14 protein-coding genes are annotated in these 15,714 nt (G+C 70.3%); 7 read left to right on the top strand and 7 right to left on the bottom strand.

Features of this window, described 5'->3' with window-relative positions; translation table 11 throughout:
- Nucleotides 1–82: 82 nt before the first annotated feature.
- Complete coding sequence (locus CHC05_RS21875; protein ID WP_245871166.1) at nt 83–1,084, bottom strand: LacI family DNA-binding transcriptional regulator; 1,002 nt, start codon at nt 1,082–1,084, stop codon at nt 83–85.
- A 156-nt stretch (nt 1,085–1,240) separates the two neighbouring features.
- Between CHC05_RS21875 and CHC05_RS21870 the strand changes: the two genes are divergently transcribed.
- From CHC05_RS21870 to CHC05_RS21840, 7 genes are read left to right on the top strand one after another with little or no spacing between them, the layout of a single operon-like run.
- Nucleotides 1,241–2,458, top strand: a complete 1,218-nt coding sequence (locus CHC05_RS21870; protein ID WP_089251786.1) for an amino acid ABC transporter substrate-binding protein — start codon at nt 1,241–1,243, stop codon at nt 2,456–2,458.
- Nucleotides 2,459–2,465: 7 nt separating this feature from the next.
- Entirely contained in the window at nt 2,466–3,353 is an 888-nt protein-coding gene (locus tag CHC05_RS21865; protein ID WP_089251784.1) for a branched-chain amino acid ABC transporter permease, read from the top strand.
- A 25-nt stretch (nt 3,354–3,378) separates the two neighbouring features.
- Nucleotides 3,379–4,386 carry a branched-chain amino acid ABC transporter permease gene (locus CHC05_RS21860; protein ID WP_245871143.1) on the top strand — a complete coding sequence of 336 codons (1,008 nt, stop codon included), beginning with the start codon at nt 3,379–3,381 and terminating at the stop codon, nt 4,384–4,386.
- Nucleotides 4,364–5,092 carry an ABC transporter ATP-binding protein gene (locus CHC05_RS21855; RefSeq protein ID WP_089251780.1) on the top strand — a complete coding sequence of 243 codons (729 nt, stop codon included), beginning with the start codon at nt 4,364–4,366 and terminating at the stop codon, nt 5,090–5,092. The genes CHC05_RS21860 and CHC05_RS21855 overlap by 23 nt, the downstream gene beginning before the upstream one ends.
- Nucleotides 5,085–5,819, top strand: a complete 735-nt coding sequence (locus tag CHC05_RS21850) for an ABC transporter ATP-binding protein (RefSeq protein ID WP_245871142.1) — start codon at nt 5,085–5,087, stop codon at nt 5,817–5,819. The genes CHC05_RS21855 and CHC05_RS21850 overlap by 8 nt, the downstream gene beginning before the upstream one ends.
- A gap of 11 nt (nt 5,820–5,830) precedes the next feature.
- The gene (locus CHC05_RS21845; protein WP_089251776.1) at nt 5,831–6,766 is read left to right on the top strand and encodes a LamG-like jellyroll fold domain-containing protein; all 936 of its coding nucleotides are present in this window, start codon (nt 5,831–5,833) and stop codon (nt 6,764–6,766) included.
- A 28-nt stretch (nt 6,767–6,794) separates the two neighbouring features.
- On the top strand, nt 6,795–8,864 hold the full coding sequence (locus CHC05_RS21840) for a PQQ-dependent sugar dehydrogenase (protein ID WP_089251774.1): 2,070 nt from the start codon (nt 6,795–6,797) through the stop codon (nt 8,862–8,864).
- Between the two features lie 57 nt (nt 8,865–8,921).
- Here the strand turns inward: CHC05_RS21840 and CHC05_RS21835 are convergent, their stop codons facing one another.
- The 6 genes from CHC05_RS21835 to CHC05_RS21810 form a co-directional block, all read right to left on the bottom strand.
- Nucleotides 8,922–9,296, bottom strand: a complete 375-nt coding sequence (locus tag CHC05_RS21835) for a hypothetical protein (protein ID WP_089251772.1) — start codon at nt 9,294–9,296, stop codon at nt 8,922–8,924.
- Nucleotides 9,297–9,376: 80 nt separating this feature from the next.
- Entirely contained in the window at nt 9,377–9,967 is a 591-nt protein-coding gene (locus CHC05_RS21830) for a hypothetical protein (RefSeq protein WP_089251770.1), read from the bottom strand.
- A 54-nt stretch (nt 9,968–10,021) separates the two neighbouring features.
- On the bottom strand, nt 10,022–12,709 hold the full coding sequence (locus CHC05_RS21825; protein WP_089251768.1) for a penicillin acylase family protein: 2,688 nt from the start codon (nt 12,707–12,709) through the stop codon (nt 10,022–10,024).
- 57 nt (nt 12,710–12,766) lie between these two features.
- Nucleotides 12,767–13,588 (bottom strand): ABC transporter ATP-binding protein, encoded by an 822-nt coding sequence (locus CHC05_RS21820; protein WP_089251766.1) that lies wholly within the window; start codon nt 13,586–13,588, stop codon nt 12,767–12,769.
- Nucleotides 13,585–14,622: a FecCD family ABC transporter permease gene (locus CHC05_RS21815; protein ID WP_089251764.1), complete on the bottom strand. Its 1,038-nt coding sequence runs from the start codon at nt 14,620–14,622 to the stop codon at nt 13,585–13,587. Before CHC05_RS21815 ends, CHC05_RS21820 begins: the two co-directional genes overlap by 4 nt.
- Nucleotides 14,619–15,668: a FecCD family ABC transporter permease gene (locus CHC05_RS21810; protein WP_089251762.1), complete on the bottom strand. Its 1,050-nt coding sequence runs from the start codon at nt 15,666–15,668 to the stop codon at nt 14,619–14,621. Before CHC05_RS21810 ends, CHC05_RS21815 begins: the two co-directional genes overlap by 4 nt.
- Between the last annotated feature and the right edge of the window lie 46 nt (nt 15,669–15,714).

Raw genomic sequence — 15,714 nt, 5'->3', positions numbered from 1 at the left:
TCGACGCTAACGATGCTCAGTATCCGATCCGTCTGAGCGGAGGTCTATGGTCCGAGGCAGTCGGACCGGCCGGCGGCACGCGTTAGCGGCGGGGTGGGCCAGTTGAGTCGCGGACCACTAGGGTGTGGCCGGTCGATCTGCGGCGGGCTCGGGTCGACGGTGGTTTGAGGGCCAGCTCTAGCGCCATCCGTCCCATGTCAGTCATCGGCAACCGGACCGTTGTCAGCGACGGTGCCAGGTCCGCCGCGACTGAGACGTCGTCGAAGCCGACTACCGACATCTTTTTCGGGACCGAGATCTTCAGGCCACGCAGGACCGACAGCACTCCCATCGCCATCGCGTCGTTCAGGGCGATGATGGCTGTCGTGTCCGGGTGGTCGCGCAGGATCTGCTCCGCGGCACGGCAGCCGCCATCACGGGTGAAGTCTGTGTGCACCACCGGGAGCGATGAGGGGTCCAGGCCCAGAGAGCGCAGCGCGCGCAGCACCCCCGCCATTCGGTCCGTGACCGTCGTCAGGCCGCCCGTGCCCGCTGCTACAGCCAGGTGGCGGTGGCCAAGCGAGAGCAGGTGTGCGCCGAGCGCGAAACCCCCCGCCTCGTTGTCCGGCAGCACCGCGTCCACGCCCAACGCATGCCGGCCGATTACCGCGACCCGACCGCCCAGGTTCTGAAACGCCGTCAGCTCCGCCTTGGTCTCCGCCTCCGTGCGCGGGTCGTCATAGCCCGACCCCGCGATGATGATCACCCCCACCCGTTGTGCGATCAGGTGGCGGATCTGGCGTAGCTCGTAGTGCGGGTCCCGGCCCGAATGGCAGATCTGCACCATCAGGCCCTGCTCCCCCGCGACCTGGATCACCCCGCCCGCGATCTCCGAGAAGTACGGGTCGTCGACCTGGTGCACCACCAGGCCCACCGACGAGCTCGCCCCACCGGCCAGCGTCCGCGCATAAGGGTTGACCACGTACCCCAGCGACGCCGCCACCTGGCGGACCCGCGACGCGACCTCCTCGCTCACCCCGTCGCGCCCCGTCAAGGACCGGGAGGCGGTGGCCAGCGAGACGCCCGCGGCCTCGGCCACATCCACGAGGCGCAACCGTGATCCTGGCTTGGGCATACGCGACTCCCACGCGGCACATTGATCTAGCGAAATCTTTCTATTGCCAGCCCCGCATGCCACAGCTTAGGCTACGAAAGCGCTTTCGCAAGCGCTTCCGTCACCGGCTCGAAGGAGCGCCCGGAGATGACGAACCGGAAAACCACATGGATCACCGCGGTCGGGGCAACGCTTGCTCTCGCGCTCGGCGCTTGCGGTGGAGACGAACCAGAAGAAGCGAACAACGACGGGCCCATCGTCGTCGGGATCTCGTTGCCGCTCACCGGAGACTTCTCCGAGCCCGGCAAGGGCGTGCAGCGCGGCTACGAGGCCTGGGCGAAGATCACCAACGACAAGGGTGGCCTGCTCGGCCGCCAGATCGAGCTCAAGATTCTCGACGACCAGTCCAATGCGGACCGGGTCGTGGCCGACTACGAGCAGCTCATCGGCAGCGACCAGGTCGACATCGTGGTCGGGCCCTTCTCGACCCGGCTGGTCGTGCCAGCGGCAAGAGTGGCCCAGGAATACGGCATGCTCTTCGTCGAGCCAGCCGGCGCCGCCAAGGAGGTGTTCGAGCAGGGGTTCAAGAACCTGTTCTACGCCGCCCCCGCGGTGGCCAACGACCACTACAACCACCTGGCCGAATACCTGCTCGCGCTCCCCGAAGGGCAGAAGCCGACCACCGTCGCCTACGCGGCCATGGACGACCCGTTCGCCCAGGGCACCGCCTACGGTCTCAAGGACAAGCTCGAGGCCGCCGGCGTCAAGACCGTGGTCAACGAGGTCTACCCGCCCAACACCACCGACTTCAGCAGCATCGCGGCGAAGATCGCGACGTCGAAGGCCGACATGTTGGTGGGCGGCTCGCAGTACCAGGACGGCGTCAACCTCATCGTCGCCCTCCAACAGCTGAACTACCAGCCCAAGCTCGCCGCCTTCTCGACCGCTCCGACGAGCCCCGAGTTCGCGGCCGCGATCGGCAACAAGACCGAGGGCATCCTCTCCCCCACGGGCTACACGCAGGACGCGCCCTACGAGAGCAACAAGGAGTTCGTCGAGAAATACACGGCCCAGTTCGGCTCGCCTCCGGAGGAGGACGAGGCCAACGCGTACACCACGGGTCAGGTCGTCGCCGCCGCCATCACCGCCGCCGGGTGCGCCGACCAGGGTGAGTGCCAGCAGAAACTCATTGACTGGGTACGCACGGCCACCGTCGACACGGTCGTCGGACCGCTGTCCTGGGACGAGGCCGGCCGGCCGAAGGGTGCCCACATGATCCAGCAGTGGGTCGGTGGCGAGATCAAGATCGTGCTGCCGGCGGACGCCAAGGAGTCCGACCTCGTCTACCCGAAGCCGGCCTGGTGAGCTGACCATGCCGTCCGGCGCCCTGCTCTTCCAGAGCGTCATCCTCGGCCTGCTGCTGGGAGGGCTCTACGCCCTCCTGGCGGCGGGGCTGACGCTCTACTTCGGAATCATGCGGGTGGTGATGATCGCCCACTCGGCGTTCCTCATCCTGGCCGCCTACCTCGCCTGGTGGTCACACACCGAGCTGGGCATCGACCCGCTGCTGTCGATGCTGGTGACCGTCCCGCTGTTCTTCGGCTGCGGGGTGCTGCTGCAACGCCTGCTGCTGGCCCGACTGCGCGCCGTCACCCTCACGATGATGTCGGTGCTGCTGACCTTCGCCATCGCGGTGGTCATCGAAGGGCTGCTGGGCTACGTGTTCAGCGGCACCCAACGGCGCATCCAACTCGGCTACGGGTCGGCCAGCCTCGAACTGTTCGGCGGCCGCATCGCGGTGGTCAAGCTGATCGCGTTCGGCCTGGCCGGCGTGGCCCTCGCCGCGCTCTACCTGGTGATGAAGAAGACCACGTTCGGCTGGGCCCTGCGCGCGACAATCCAGCACCGGGACGCGGCCAAGCTCGTCGGCATCGACACCGACCGCGTCGCCGGCTTCGGTTTCGGGCTGGGCCTGGCCACCGCCGCCATCGGCGGCACCGCACTCAGCCTCGATACCACCATCTACCCGTCCCTGCACTGGCACTGGATCGGCCCGCTGATGGCCATCATCGTGGTCGGCGGCCTCGGCAGCGTGCCCGGCGCCGCCGCGGCCGCAATGGTGCTGGGCCTCGCGCAGAGCCTCCTGCAGATCGAGCTCGGCACCACCTGGGCGCAGACGGTCTTCTACCTCGCGCTGTTCCTCACGCTGGCGATCCGGCCGCAGGGATTCTTCGGAGGTCGCCTTGCCCAGCGTTTCTAAACGCCTAGCGACAGGCATCGCCATCGTGGCGTTCGCGGCCGTCGCGCTCGCGTTCCCCGAGCTCGCGCCCAACCCGTACATCCTCTCGGTCGGGATCGTCGTCCTGAACTACGCCGTGCTGTCCACCTCGTGGAACTTCGTAGGCGGCTTCACCGGCTACATCTCCCTCGGGCACGGCGCCCTCGCCGGCCTCGGCGCCTACGGCACCGGCCTGCTCGTCACCAAGGGCGGCCTGCCGAGCTTCGTGGCCCTGGCCGCCGGCGCGGCAATCGTCGCGGCCATCGCGATCCCCATCGGGTACGCTGCCCTGCGCGTACGCGGCGCCTCGTTCGTCATCGTGTCGATCGCCCTCGTCCTCGTCACCCTGCTGGTCTTCCAGAGCTGGGCGTCGTTCACCGGCGGCTCCCGCGGCCTCAACGTGCCCCGCCCGTTCCCGGGAATGCTCAGACCGGAGCACCACCGCGTCTTCTTCTACCTCTTCCTCGCCCTGCTGGCGATCGCGCTGACAGTCTGGTGGCTGATCGACCGCTCCCGCTTCGGGCTCGGCCTCAAGGCGATCCGGGAAGACGAGGACAAGGCCGAGACACTGGGTACGCCGACCTTCGCGTACAAGCTGGTCGTGTTCGTCGTCTCGGCGTTCTTCACCGGGCTGGCCGGCGGCCTCTACGCCCTCTGGTTCGGCGACCTCGACCCCATCTTCCAGTTCTCCATCCTGACCGGCTCCTACATGGTGCTGATGGCCCTGCTCGGCGGCGTCCGCAACCTGTTCGGCCCCCTGGTCGGCGCACTGATCGTCGGGTCGGCGCTGGAGTACTTCAAGGTCGAGTTCGGCAACACCCCGCTGCACCTGGTCGCCACCGGCGTCCTGCTGGCCCTGGTCGTGCTCTTCATGCCCGACGGCGTCCTGCCCGCCCTCGGCGCCCTGCTGCGGCGCCTCTCCCCCACCACGGAGACCTCGATCCGTGAGGTGACGGCCGGCGAGGTAGCCGCGATCGGAGGTGAGCCACAGCATGCGCAGTCTCGAAACGGTTGAGCTCACCAAGGCCTTCGGCGGCAACCTGGTGCTCGACAAGACGACCGTGAGCTTCCAGCACGGCAAGGTGAACGCGCTCATCGGCCCCAACGGGTCGGGCAAGACGACGTTCTTCAACTGCGTCACCGGGCTGATCCGGCCCGACAGCGGTCGGATCAGCTACGCCGGCGCCGACATCACCCGCCGCAGTCCACATGCGATTGCCCGCGCCGGGCTCGGCCGCACCTTCCAGCTCTGCCGCGTCTTCCCCCGGATGACGGTGCTCGACAACGTCCTGGCCGCCACCCGACCACGCGGCGTCAACCTGCTGCGCGGTGCCGGCGGCCGCAAGGAGACCGACCGGGCCCGGGGCTGGCTCACCAAGCTGGGCATCGAGCACCTCGCCCACGCCGAGGCGCGCAACCTGTCGTGGGGCCAGCAGAAGCTCCTCGAACTGGCCGGCGTGCTGATGAGCGAGCCCGAGACCGTGCTGCTCGACGAGCCGGCCGGCGGCGTCAACCCGGCGCTGCTCGACCGGATCGGCGCCCTGGTCCGCGACCTCAACGCCGAAGGACGCACGTTCGTCATCGTCGAGCACAACATGGACCTGGTGATGAGCATCAGCGACCACATCGTGGTCTTCGACCGGGGAAGGCCGATCGCCGAGGGCCCGCCGTCGCTGATCCGCACGGACGAACGCGTGTTGGGAGCCTACCTTGGTGCCTGAGCTCGAGCTCGTCGACGTCCAGGCGGGCTACGGCCGTGCCGCCCCGGTCCTACGTGGACTGAGTGTCGCGGTGCCTGCGGGCACGATCGTCTGCCTCGTCGGCCCCAACGGCGCCGGCAAGTCCACCGTGCTCAAGGTGGCCAGCGGCCTGCTCGCGCCACGCGCGGGGAAGATCCTGGTCGGCGGCGTCGACGTCGCCGGGCAGGGTCCACAACGGATGCTCGCCAACGGCGTGGCCCACGTGCTCCAGGGCCACAGCGTCTTCCCTGAGATGACCGTCGCGGAGAACGTCCTGCTCGGTGCGTACACCCTCAAAGACAAGGCCGTTGTCGGCGACCGCACCGAATTCGTGAAGAGTCTGTTCCCCGTCGTCGCCGACCGCTGGACCAGCCTCGCCGGCCTCCTCTCCGGCGGCCAGCAGAAGCAGGTCGAGTTCGCCCGCTCCCTGATGGTCGACCCCAAGGTCGTGCTGCTCGACGAGCCGTCCATGGGCCTGGACCCCAAGGCCACCACCACCGTCTTCGAACAGGTCGTCCGGATGCGCGACGCCGGCACGGCCGTGCTGCTCGTCGAGCAGAACGCCCGCCGGGCGCTGGAGACCGCCGACCTCGGCTGCGTCCTGGACCTCGGGCGCGTCCACATCTCCGGGCCGGCCGCGCAGCTCGTCGCCGACCCGCAACTCGCAGAGCTGTACCTCGGCGGTCGACCCGCCGAACCCCGTCCCTAGGAGGCACGCCCATGCGGAAAGCCGTCCTCGCCATCGTCCTCACCGCCGGGCTGGTCACCGCGGCCGCCGTCCCGGCCGCGGCCAGCAACGACGGGCCGCGCGACGTCCACCCGTCCCTGCGCGGCGACCTGGTCGCCTACTACGACTTCGACCACCCGGTGAAGGGTGACGCCGCCCTCGAACGCGACCAGGGCCGCTCCGGCACCGAGATCGACCTGGTCAACGGCGGCACATCGATGCGGGTACGCGACCGCGCGTTCAGAGGCTCGGGCAACGCCCTACAGACGAAACAGGTCGACCCCACCGTCACCGGCAACGACGACTGGAAGGCCGGCATCTACGCCCAGCCCGGTGTGCGTACCCTGCGGGCGTTCAACTCCGTCGCGGGTACCACCGTGATGGGTTGGTTCAACGTGGACATGGACGCACCCGCGCTCAACTCGGTCACGCCCGCACCCGACGACCGGTTCAACGCGATCGGCCTGGCGGGCGTGCTCACCGGCGACTCCGACGGCCACGGCGTACGCGCCCTGTTGGAGCTGATCGACGTCAACGGCGAGCTCCGACTCGTGGCGCTCGGCCGGCGGATCGACGGCGGCAACTCGCAGACGTTCGCGGCCAGCCAGCCGTGGCAGGAGCTGCTGCCGCGCGGCGAGTGGGTGCACCTGGCCGCCACCTTCAACTTCGCCGACGGCACGCTCGCCCTCTACCGCAACGGCAAGCCGGTCGACGGGTTCTACACCCGCACCGACGACCCGTGGCTGGTCGGCGGCCCCGGCCCGCACGTCACCACGGCGTCGGACCCGCGCGGCATCAAGATCGGCGGCAGCTTCCCGCAGGACACCCGCGAGCAGAACCCGTGCGACTGCCGGATGGACTCGCTGATGTTCCTCGACACCGTTGTCTCGGCGCGCGACGTCGAGAAGCAGTACCGGCACATGCGTTGACCCGTCCCTGAGAACGGAGTGAGATCGCGTGCGTAGACCCATCGCCACCGCCTGCCTCACCGCCGCCACGCTGGCCCTGTCTCTGCTCGTCGCGTCACCGGCCCGCGCCGCCGACGCCATCTACGACCCGGTGCCCGAGGCCCAGGTGCAGAGCCGCCTCGGGCTGGTGCTCGAGGAGTACGCGTCGTTCCCCAAGACCGACCCCACCCCGGCGCCCACCGACGGGCGGCTCATGCGCCAGGCCCGGATCAACACGATCATGGAGCTGCCCGACGGCTCGGGCCGCCGTGCCGTGCCGGACCTCAACGGCAAGCTCTACCTCGTCGAGAACGGGGTGCCGCACGTCTACCTCGACGTCGCCGCGACCTTCGCGCCGCAGTTCTTCTCCGGCCGCGGCCTCGGCCAGGGCTTCGGGTACGTCGCGTTCCACCCGAACTTCAAGCGCAACGGCAAGTTCTACACGATCCACACGGAGCAGGCGTCGTTGACGCCGGAGGTGCCCGACTGGCAGCAGACCGGCACGCTGTTCCACGGTGTGATCAACGAGTGGACGGCGACCGACCCGTCCGCCGGCACGTTCGCCGGCACCCGCCGCGAGGTCCTGCGGGTCGGGTTCGGCGGCCAGGTCCACGGCATCCAGGAGATCAACTTCAACCCGACGGCCCGGCGGGGGGACGCCGACTACGGCAACCTGTATCTGGCGGTTGGCGACGGCGGCCTCGGCGCCCGCAACACCGACCCGCAGAACCTGGCCATCCCGCACGGCAAGCTGCTGCGGATCGACCCGCTGGGCACCAACGCGGCCAACGGGGCGTACGGGATCCCGCCGTCGAACCCGTTCGTCGGCCAGGCCGGCAAGCTCGGCGAGATCTTCTCGTACGGCTACCGCGACCCGCACCGGTTCAGCTGGGACCGCGGCACCGGCAAGCTCTACCTCGGCCACATCGGCGAGCACGCGATCGAGGCGATCTACGAGGTCCGCGCCGGCGACAACATGGGCTGGAGCGAGCGCGAGGGCGCGTTCGTCTTCGACAAGACGGCCACCAACCCGTGCGACCGCATCTTCCCGCTGCCGGCCGACGACGCGGGCTACGTATACCCCGTCGCCGCGTACGACCATGATCCGGCACCGGGTTGGAACTGCACCGCCGACGTGGGTGTCGCGGTGGCGGGCGGCTTCGTCTACCGCGGCAAGGACGTGCCGAAGCTGCGCGGCAAGTACGTTTTCGGTGACCTGGTCGACGGCCGGGTGATGTACACGGAGGCATCCGAGATGCGCCGCGGCCGCACCCCGGCGACGATCCACCGGCTGGCGCTGTTCAACGCCGCGGGCTCGCCGGTGCGCATGCAGGACCTGTCGGCACCGGGCGCGCCCGGCGACCCGAACCGGGTCGACCTGCGGTTCGGCACGGACGCGCAGGGCGAGCTCTACATCCTGGCCAAGGCCAACGGCAAGATCTGGAAGGTGACGGGTACGCGGGAGTTCGCCAGCGGATCCGTGGGCTCGGTGACGGTGCGGGACACCATGCGCCCGACCAACTGGGCGCCGGTCACGCCGTCAAAGTGGCGGTTCGAGGACAACGAGGTCATCCTGGCCGAGGCCGGCGAGGCCCGACCCGGACCCCGACGCCCCTTCGAGTACGCGGTGCTGACCGCAGGCCCGGTGTTCGGCGCGGTGGAGGTCACCGGCGAGGTCCGGCTCGACACCCCCGTCGAGATCACCAACCGCGACGTGATCATCGTGTTCGGCTACAGGTCGGACACGGAGTTCTACTACGCGCACGTCTCGACCGACAACACGATCTACCCGCACAACGGCATCTTCAAGGTCAACAACGCCGACCGCGAGCGGATCGACTACCAGTGGAACGGCCGCTCGCTGGGCGCCAACCCCGCGATCGTCGACGCGAAGTGGCACACGGTGCGGGTCAAGCACCTGCCGGCGACCGGCGAGATCGCGGTCTATGTGGACGGTGACAAGGACCCGCTGATGACCGCCAAGGACACGACGTTCAGCTCGGGTCGGGTGGGCTTCGGCTCGTTCGACAACATCGGCCGGCTGACCGACCTGAAGGTGAAGGGAACCCCCGCGACCTGATCCGGTAGGGAGACGACGGGGCGCGGTGACATCGGGGTCACCGCGCCCTGTTCGTCGTTACAGGCCGAAGAGGGCCCACAGGAGCGCGCCGCTGCACACCACGGCGTCCCAGCGCGTCTTCCGGTAGATCTGGCGACGATTGACGTCGCGGTCCAGCGCGCGCATCGAGAACCGTGTCGAGCGGTCAAGCGTGCGCCGGATGACGAGCTCCACTGCCATTGCCTTGACCACCGCCGCCCCCACGGCGAGACCGACGATGCCGAGGACCACCTGAGCCAGCCGCGCACCGGGAAGGGCCAGCAGCAGAGCTGCCCCCATCAGAACGCCCAGCCAGCCCAGATAAGTGACCGGCGTGGCCCACACGGCCCACCACCATGCCCGCCGGTTGCGCATCCGAGTCAACATCTTCTCGTCGATCTCCCGCCGTGCCACGTGGGCGCCCCCCGCTCGGCCGCAACGATCTCCTTCGATCACGGTAGCGATGTGTGGCAACAGGAAGCTTGACCAGCTGATCAGGAAGTCATTCCGAATGCTGGTGTTGCGTGGATCCCCATTCCGTACTCGTATCGCAGGTTCGCTCCCGCGATGACCCGCGCGGCTTGCGGGAGTACCGGATGTGAGCTGATCTTGTCGACGGCCATCCGGCGAATCGCCCGGTTCAGCTCGCCGGAAGCGCTGGTGACGGCTGGCCAGTCCCATGCGGCGGGATCGCCCAGGTGGTCCACGGTTCGTGCCCAGGATGTCGCGCGCTTCTCGGTGTTGTGGTTGGTGTGGCTCCAGCGCAGCTCACGGTCTCCGAAGGCTCCGCCGTAGAGCAGCTGGATGAGGCCCCAGCCTTCGCAGGTATATCGGAAGGTGGCGTCGACGATCCCGGGAAGGTAGTTGATGCGTCTGGCCACTGGCTCCGGGCCGGCGCCCACGACCAGCAGCTGCAGGTGCCGACCGTGGCGGTCGGGGGATACCTCGTTGACGGCTCGAAACTCGCGCAGTTCGTGGTCGTGCCGCGAGTCGGACTCGAAGACGCGGAACAGCCCCAGGTCGAACACGGCGTGCAGCACGGCGGACCAGTCGTCTTCCGCAGCGTAGAAGTCCAGGTTCGGCACGGGCCTACTATGCCAATGCGGCCAGGGCGAGGACCGCGTGCACCGCCCCGCCGGCTAACGGCCCAGTTCCACCTCGTAGGTCTCGTTGGTCAACCATTGCGGCAGGAGGTTGGCGTACCAGCGGCTGCCGAGGGTTTCGCTCGTGCCTCCCGGTAGCGACGAGACCGCCTCGATGCCGTTGCGGGTGGGTTGGGCTACGGCGCGTCGGACCGGGCCGCCGCCGAAGGTGAACTCCGTGGCCGAGTCCGCTCGGACGTTGTGGCTGGCCGCGTCTACCGTGCCGAAGCCGCCGTCGACCGGCACGCCCGGCAGGTCCGGCAAGGGCGGCGGGAAGGCGCCACCCGCCGGCGGGATCGACCACGGCGCGCCCAGCGGCGCCGAGAAGGTCACCCGGTGCAGCCGGCCCCAGCGGTAGTCGTCCTGCCGGGTCGAGCCGCCGAACGCCGCCGCGAACGACGGGCCGGACAGCAGGTCAAGCGCGTCGGACAGGCTGCGCAGCAAGAGCACGTCCCGCCGGTCCGCCGCCGACGCGACTCCGGGCACCGCGTAGAAGTCGACGCCTGACGTGCCCACGCCCTGGCGGGACGGGAACCGCTCCAGCAGGACCCGCAGCGCCTTGAGGGCCTCCGGGCCGCTGGGCTGCGGCAGGCCCGCCAGGCGCACGTCGATCACGTTCTTGACGTACTGCCCGCGCCAGACCGAGTAGATGGTCGCCGCCACGCTGTCGGCCACCTCGTCAGATCGAGGTGGGCGCCGGTGACCCGCCACGTCGGTGGCGTCGTAGCCCTCCGGGATGCCCGTCGGCGTCGTGCAGTCCCAGCGGGCGAGGCGGCCCACGGCCTCGACCACCCGGCGGTCCGCGGCCAGCGCGGCCAGCGCTGGGGTGGAGCTGCGGGTGGCCCGGTGCAGGGCGGACACCAGGTACGGGCGGAAGAACTGGGCGTCGAGCAGCGTCACGTCGGCCTGCTGGTCCTGGACGTCGCGCACCGTCACCTTGCGGCCGCCGGCGATCGACGCGCGCACCATATCGGTGATGCGGCCGGCCCGGAAGCCGCCGTCGTAGCCGACGTTGAGGTAGTAGATGCCCCCGGTCGGGCGGCGTTCGTTGACCGGGTCGTTGTCCAATGTGGTGCCGGCCGGGTCGTTGTTGGCGTTGACGAAGAATCCGGCCGAAGGGTCGACCACGTGCGGCATCTCGGCCGGCGGCAGGATCTCGTAGGGCAGGGCCTGACCCCGGTAGGTCCGGCTGGCCGGCAGCCACTCGTTGCCGCCCGTGCCGTCCCGCAGCAGGTACGGCGGTCGGCCCCGCACCGCGCCCGCCTCCAGGTCCTCGCGCAGCGGCATCTCCGCGCTCGTGAAGTAGGCGATGTGCCCCCTCACGTCAGTCACGGACCAGTTCTGCGAGCCCACGTCGAAGAAGTCGAGCGACCGCTGGAAGTCGCCGATGTCACGCGCGTAGTTGAACCCGCGGGCCGCCTCGATCTCGCGGGTCGCCGAGAACCCGGTGTACTGGACCGACAGCGCGGTCCCGGTGGACTGGTCGAGCGAGACGATCGGGCCGTTGTTGCGCCGCGGCACGATCAGCGTGGCGGCGGGCACGGCGCCGCCCGCCGGCACGGTGACCAGCTCGCCGAGCACGTTGACGCGGTACGTCTCCGGGATCGCGAGGACCGGCTCCGGCTGGCCCTGATAGACGGTGGCCAGGCCGCTGGGCGACCCGGCGAACGGCACCAGCCGCTCGACGAACGTGTCCGTGACGTCCATCGGGTTCGTGGTGGCGCCCCAGGCGACCCGCTTGTTCTGCCCGAGGATGACGTACGGCGCACCCGCGAAGCTCTCACCCTGCACGTCGAGGCCGCCGCCGCGCAGCCCGACGGGATAGAACGTCGCCGGCGTGGTCAGGCTCAGGTGCGGGTCGTTCGCCATGATCGGCCGGCCCGACTTGGTGTGCCGGCCCGAGATGGCCCACTCGTTGGAGCCGAGCGTGAAGGTGCGGTCGACGGCCTGGGCCAGCAGCGGTGTGCGCTCGGCCCGGCCCTGGTAGTCGCGCGCCAGCCGCAGCGCGTCGTCGGACACCTCGACAGCCCGGGACCGGGTCGCGTCGGGCACAGTGGAGGCCGCGTCGAAGGGCGCCGCGCGGAACAGGTCGTCGCTGAACAGCGCCGCTCCGTCGAAACCGGCCTGCGAACCGGCGGCGGCGTACGCGTCGGCGGCGACCGTCAGCTCGATGTCGAGGTCGAACGACAGGTTGAACGCGATCGCCTTGAGCAGCACGATGCTGTCGACCGGGGTCCACGGCGCGAACGACGTGATCCGCAGGGCCGCGTACTGCGCCGGCAAAGGATGGCTCGCGACCCAGGCGTTGACGCCCGCGGCGTACGCGTCGAGGTTCCGTCGCAGGTCCGAGGAGTAGACGGGCAGGCTCCGCTCGGCCGCCCGGCGCAACCCGATCGTCCGCGCCTCGATGTCACCGGGCAGCGCCGACTGGCCGAGCAGCTCGGCCAGCGTGCCCGAGGCCTGCCGGCGCGTGGTGTCCATCTGGAACAGCCGGTCGGAGGCGTGCACCCAGCCCTGCGCGAAGAGCAGGTCGCGTTCGCTGCCCGCCCGAATGTGCGCGATACCGTTGCCGTCGCGCGCGACGGACACCCCGCGCGGCAGCCCGGACGCGTGCGCGGAGGCCGGCATCGGCACCATGAGCGCCAGGGAGACGGACAGGAGCAGGGCGAACATGCGTCGTCGCATGAGGGGCCTCCGTCGAGGGTGGAGGGTGCGCGCCCTCGCACCTTAGTGACCGTTCGGTCACTGCGGCAATAGCGCCCGTCGGGAGCGGTCAACCGGCACGACCAGCGGCGTGCCGGTCGCGGGATCGGGAATCACCAGGCAGGGCACGCCGAACACGTCGTTGACGAGGTCGGCGGTCATCACGTCCGCCGGCGGGCCCTGCGCCACCACGACTCCCCCGCGCATCACGACCAGGTTCGTCGCGTACCGGCAGGCCTGGTTGAGGTCGTGCAGCACCGCGACGATCGTGCGGCCGCCCTCGTGCAACTCGGCGCAGATGTCCAGCACGTCGATCTGGTGCGCGAGGTCCAGGAACGTGGTCGGCTCGTCCAGCAGCATGATCGAGGTCTGCTGCGCGAGCACCATCGCCAGCCAGACGCGTTGGCGCTGGCCGCCGGAGAGCTCGTCGACGTAGCGCGACGCGAGGTCGGTGACCTGGGTCAGGCGCATCGCGTCCGCGACCGCCGCGGCGTCCTCGGTCGACCACTGCCGCAGCAGCCGCTGGTGCGCGAACCGGCCCCGGGCCACCAGGTCCTCGACCACGATGCCCGGCGGCACCAGCGGTGACTGCGGCAGCAGGCCGAGCCGCCGCGCCACTTCGCGGGTCGGGTACGAGGCGATCGCCGCCCCGTCCAGCAGCACGGAGCCCGAGCGCGGCTTGAGCACCCGCGCGAGGGCCTTCAGCAGCGTCGACTTCCCGCACGCGTTGGGGCCAACGATCACCGTGAACGAACCGTCGGCGATGTCGAGGTGCAGGTCGTCGACGACGGGTGCGCCGTCGTACGCCAGAGTCAGCTCGCGCGCGCCCAGCCGGTTGTCCATTGTGCTCTCCGAGGTCATAGCAGCTGCCGTCCCCGCCGCCACTCGCCGGCGAGCAACCAGGTCAGATACAGGCCGCCGAGCGCGGCGGTGACCACGCCGACCGGCAGGTCCAGCGGCAGCACCCGCCGGCCGATCCAGTCGCTGGCGGTCAGCAGGAACGCGCCCATCGCCGCCGCGGCACCGATGTTGGCGCCCGGTGCGCGGGTCAGCCGGCTCGCGAGCTGCGGTGCGGCCAGCGCCACGAACGCGATCGGGCCGGCCACGGCGGTGGCGACCGCCGCGAGGGTGACGCTGATAACCGCGAGCACGAGCCGGGACCGTTCGGCGCGGATGCCGTGCGCGATGGCCGCCTCGTCGCCGAGGCTGAGCATCTCGAGCTCGCGGCCGTAACGGACCAGCGGCGGCAGCAGCACCAGCAGGGCGCCGCCGATCAGCGCCACCTCGACCATGGTGCTGGTGTTGACGCTGCCGATGAGCCAGCGCTGGGCCTCCATGGCCTCCTCGAGCTTGGCCCGGACGATCAGCAGCGTGTCGAACGCGGCGAGCATCGTCGAGACGCCGATGCCCATCAGCACCAGCCGCACCGGTTGGGCGCCGCGCCGGAAGGCCAGCAGGTAGATCACGCCGAACGTGATCAGGCAGCCGATCAGCGCGCCGGCGGCGACGGAGAGCCCGCTGCCGCCGAGCAGCAACATGACGACCAGCGCGCCGGTGGCCGCGCCGACGGTCAGGCCGATGAAGTCGGGGCTGCCGAGCGGGTTGCGGGTCAGGCTCTGGAAGATGGCGCCGCTGATGCCGAGGGCGGCGCCGACCAGCATGGCGACCGCGACCCGGGGCAGGCGAAGCTCCCGTACGACGTAGGCGGTCCCGTCCGAAGCACTGCCGAACAGCGAGCGCAGCACGTCGGGGAAGGGCACCGGGAAGTCCCCTGTGGACAGGTTGACGACGGCCAGGGCCAGCGCCGCGGCCACCAGCAAGGAGCTGACGACGACGGTGCGCGGGCGCAGCCGCAGCGACCACGGACCGATCCGCAGCACCAGATGGGCGTTCACAGCACACCCACCCGGCGCCGGCGGCACAGCGCGATGAACACTGGGCCGCCGATGACGGCGGTGACGATGCCGACCTGAAGCTCGGACGGGGCCACGACGACCCGGCCGAGGACGTCGGCGATCACGAAGATGCCGGGGCCGATCAGCATCGACATCGCCAGGATGGCGCGGTTGTCGGCGCCGACGAGCAGGCGGGCGGCGAACGGCACGGCCAGGCCCAGGAAGGCGATCGGCCCGACGGCGGCGGTCACGGCGCCGCAGAGCAGCGTGACGACGACCATGCCGGCCAGGCGAATCCGGCCGGGCCTGGCGCCGACCGCCTTGGCCGCGTCGTCGCCGAGCGCGAGTGCGTTGAGACCGCGGCCCAGCAGGAGCGCCGCGGCGATGCCGAGCACGAGGAACGGGGCGACCTGGCCGAGCACGTCGTAGCCGCGGTCGGTCAGCGAGCCGACGTCCCAGTGCCGGTAGCGCAGGAACGAGTCGGGGCGGGTCATCAGCACGGTCCAGATCAGCATGGACAGCACCGCGTCGACGGCGACCCCGGCCAGCACGAGCCGGTCCGGTGTCGGCACGCGGCCCGCACCGCCGAGCACGAAGACCGCGACCGAGAGCAGGCCGGCACCGGCGAACGCGAACCACACGTACCCGCCGAGGCTGTTGGTGCCGACGAACGCGATCGCGACGACGACCCCGGTGGCGGCGCCGGTGTTGACGCCGAGCAGGCCCGGTTCGGCGAGCGGGTTGCGGGTCAGTGCCTGCATCACCGCGCCGGCCAGGCCGAGCGCGGCACCGACGGCCACCGCCAGCAGCGTCCGCGGTATCCGCACGTCGTGCACGATGGCGGACTCCTGCGAGCCGTCGGGATGCCACAGCACGTGCCAGACCGTGGCCGGGTCGATCCAGCGCGTGCCGACGGCGACACTGAGCACGACGGCCGCGAGCAGCAGGCCGGCCGCGGCCGCGACACCGACGGTTGCGCGCCGGCGGGGAGCCGACCGCGGGGGCGGTGCGGTCTCCGTTGGCGCCGGAGAGACCGCTGTCAGCAATCCCGCCTCCCTCGTAGACAGTTAGGGCAGGCTAACCTATGCTCCC

The organism is Asanoa hainanensis, from assembly GCF_900188485.1.
Taxonomy (GTDB): domain Bacteria; phylum Actinomycetota; class Actinomycetes; order Mycobacteriales; family Micromonosporaceae; genus Asanoa; species Asanoa hainanensis.
This window is presented reverse-complemented; position numbering and strand designations above follow the sequence as displayed.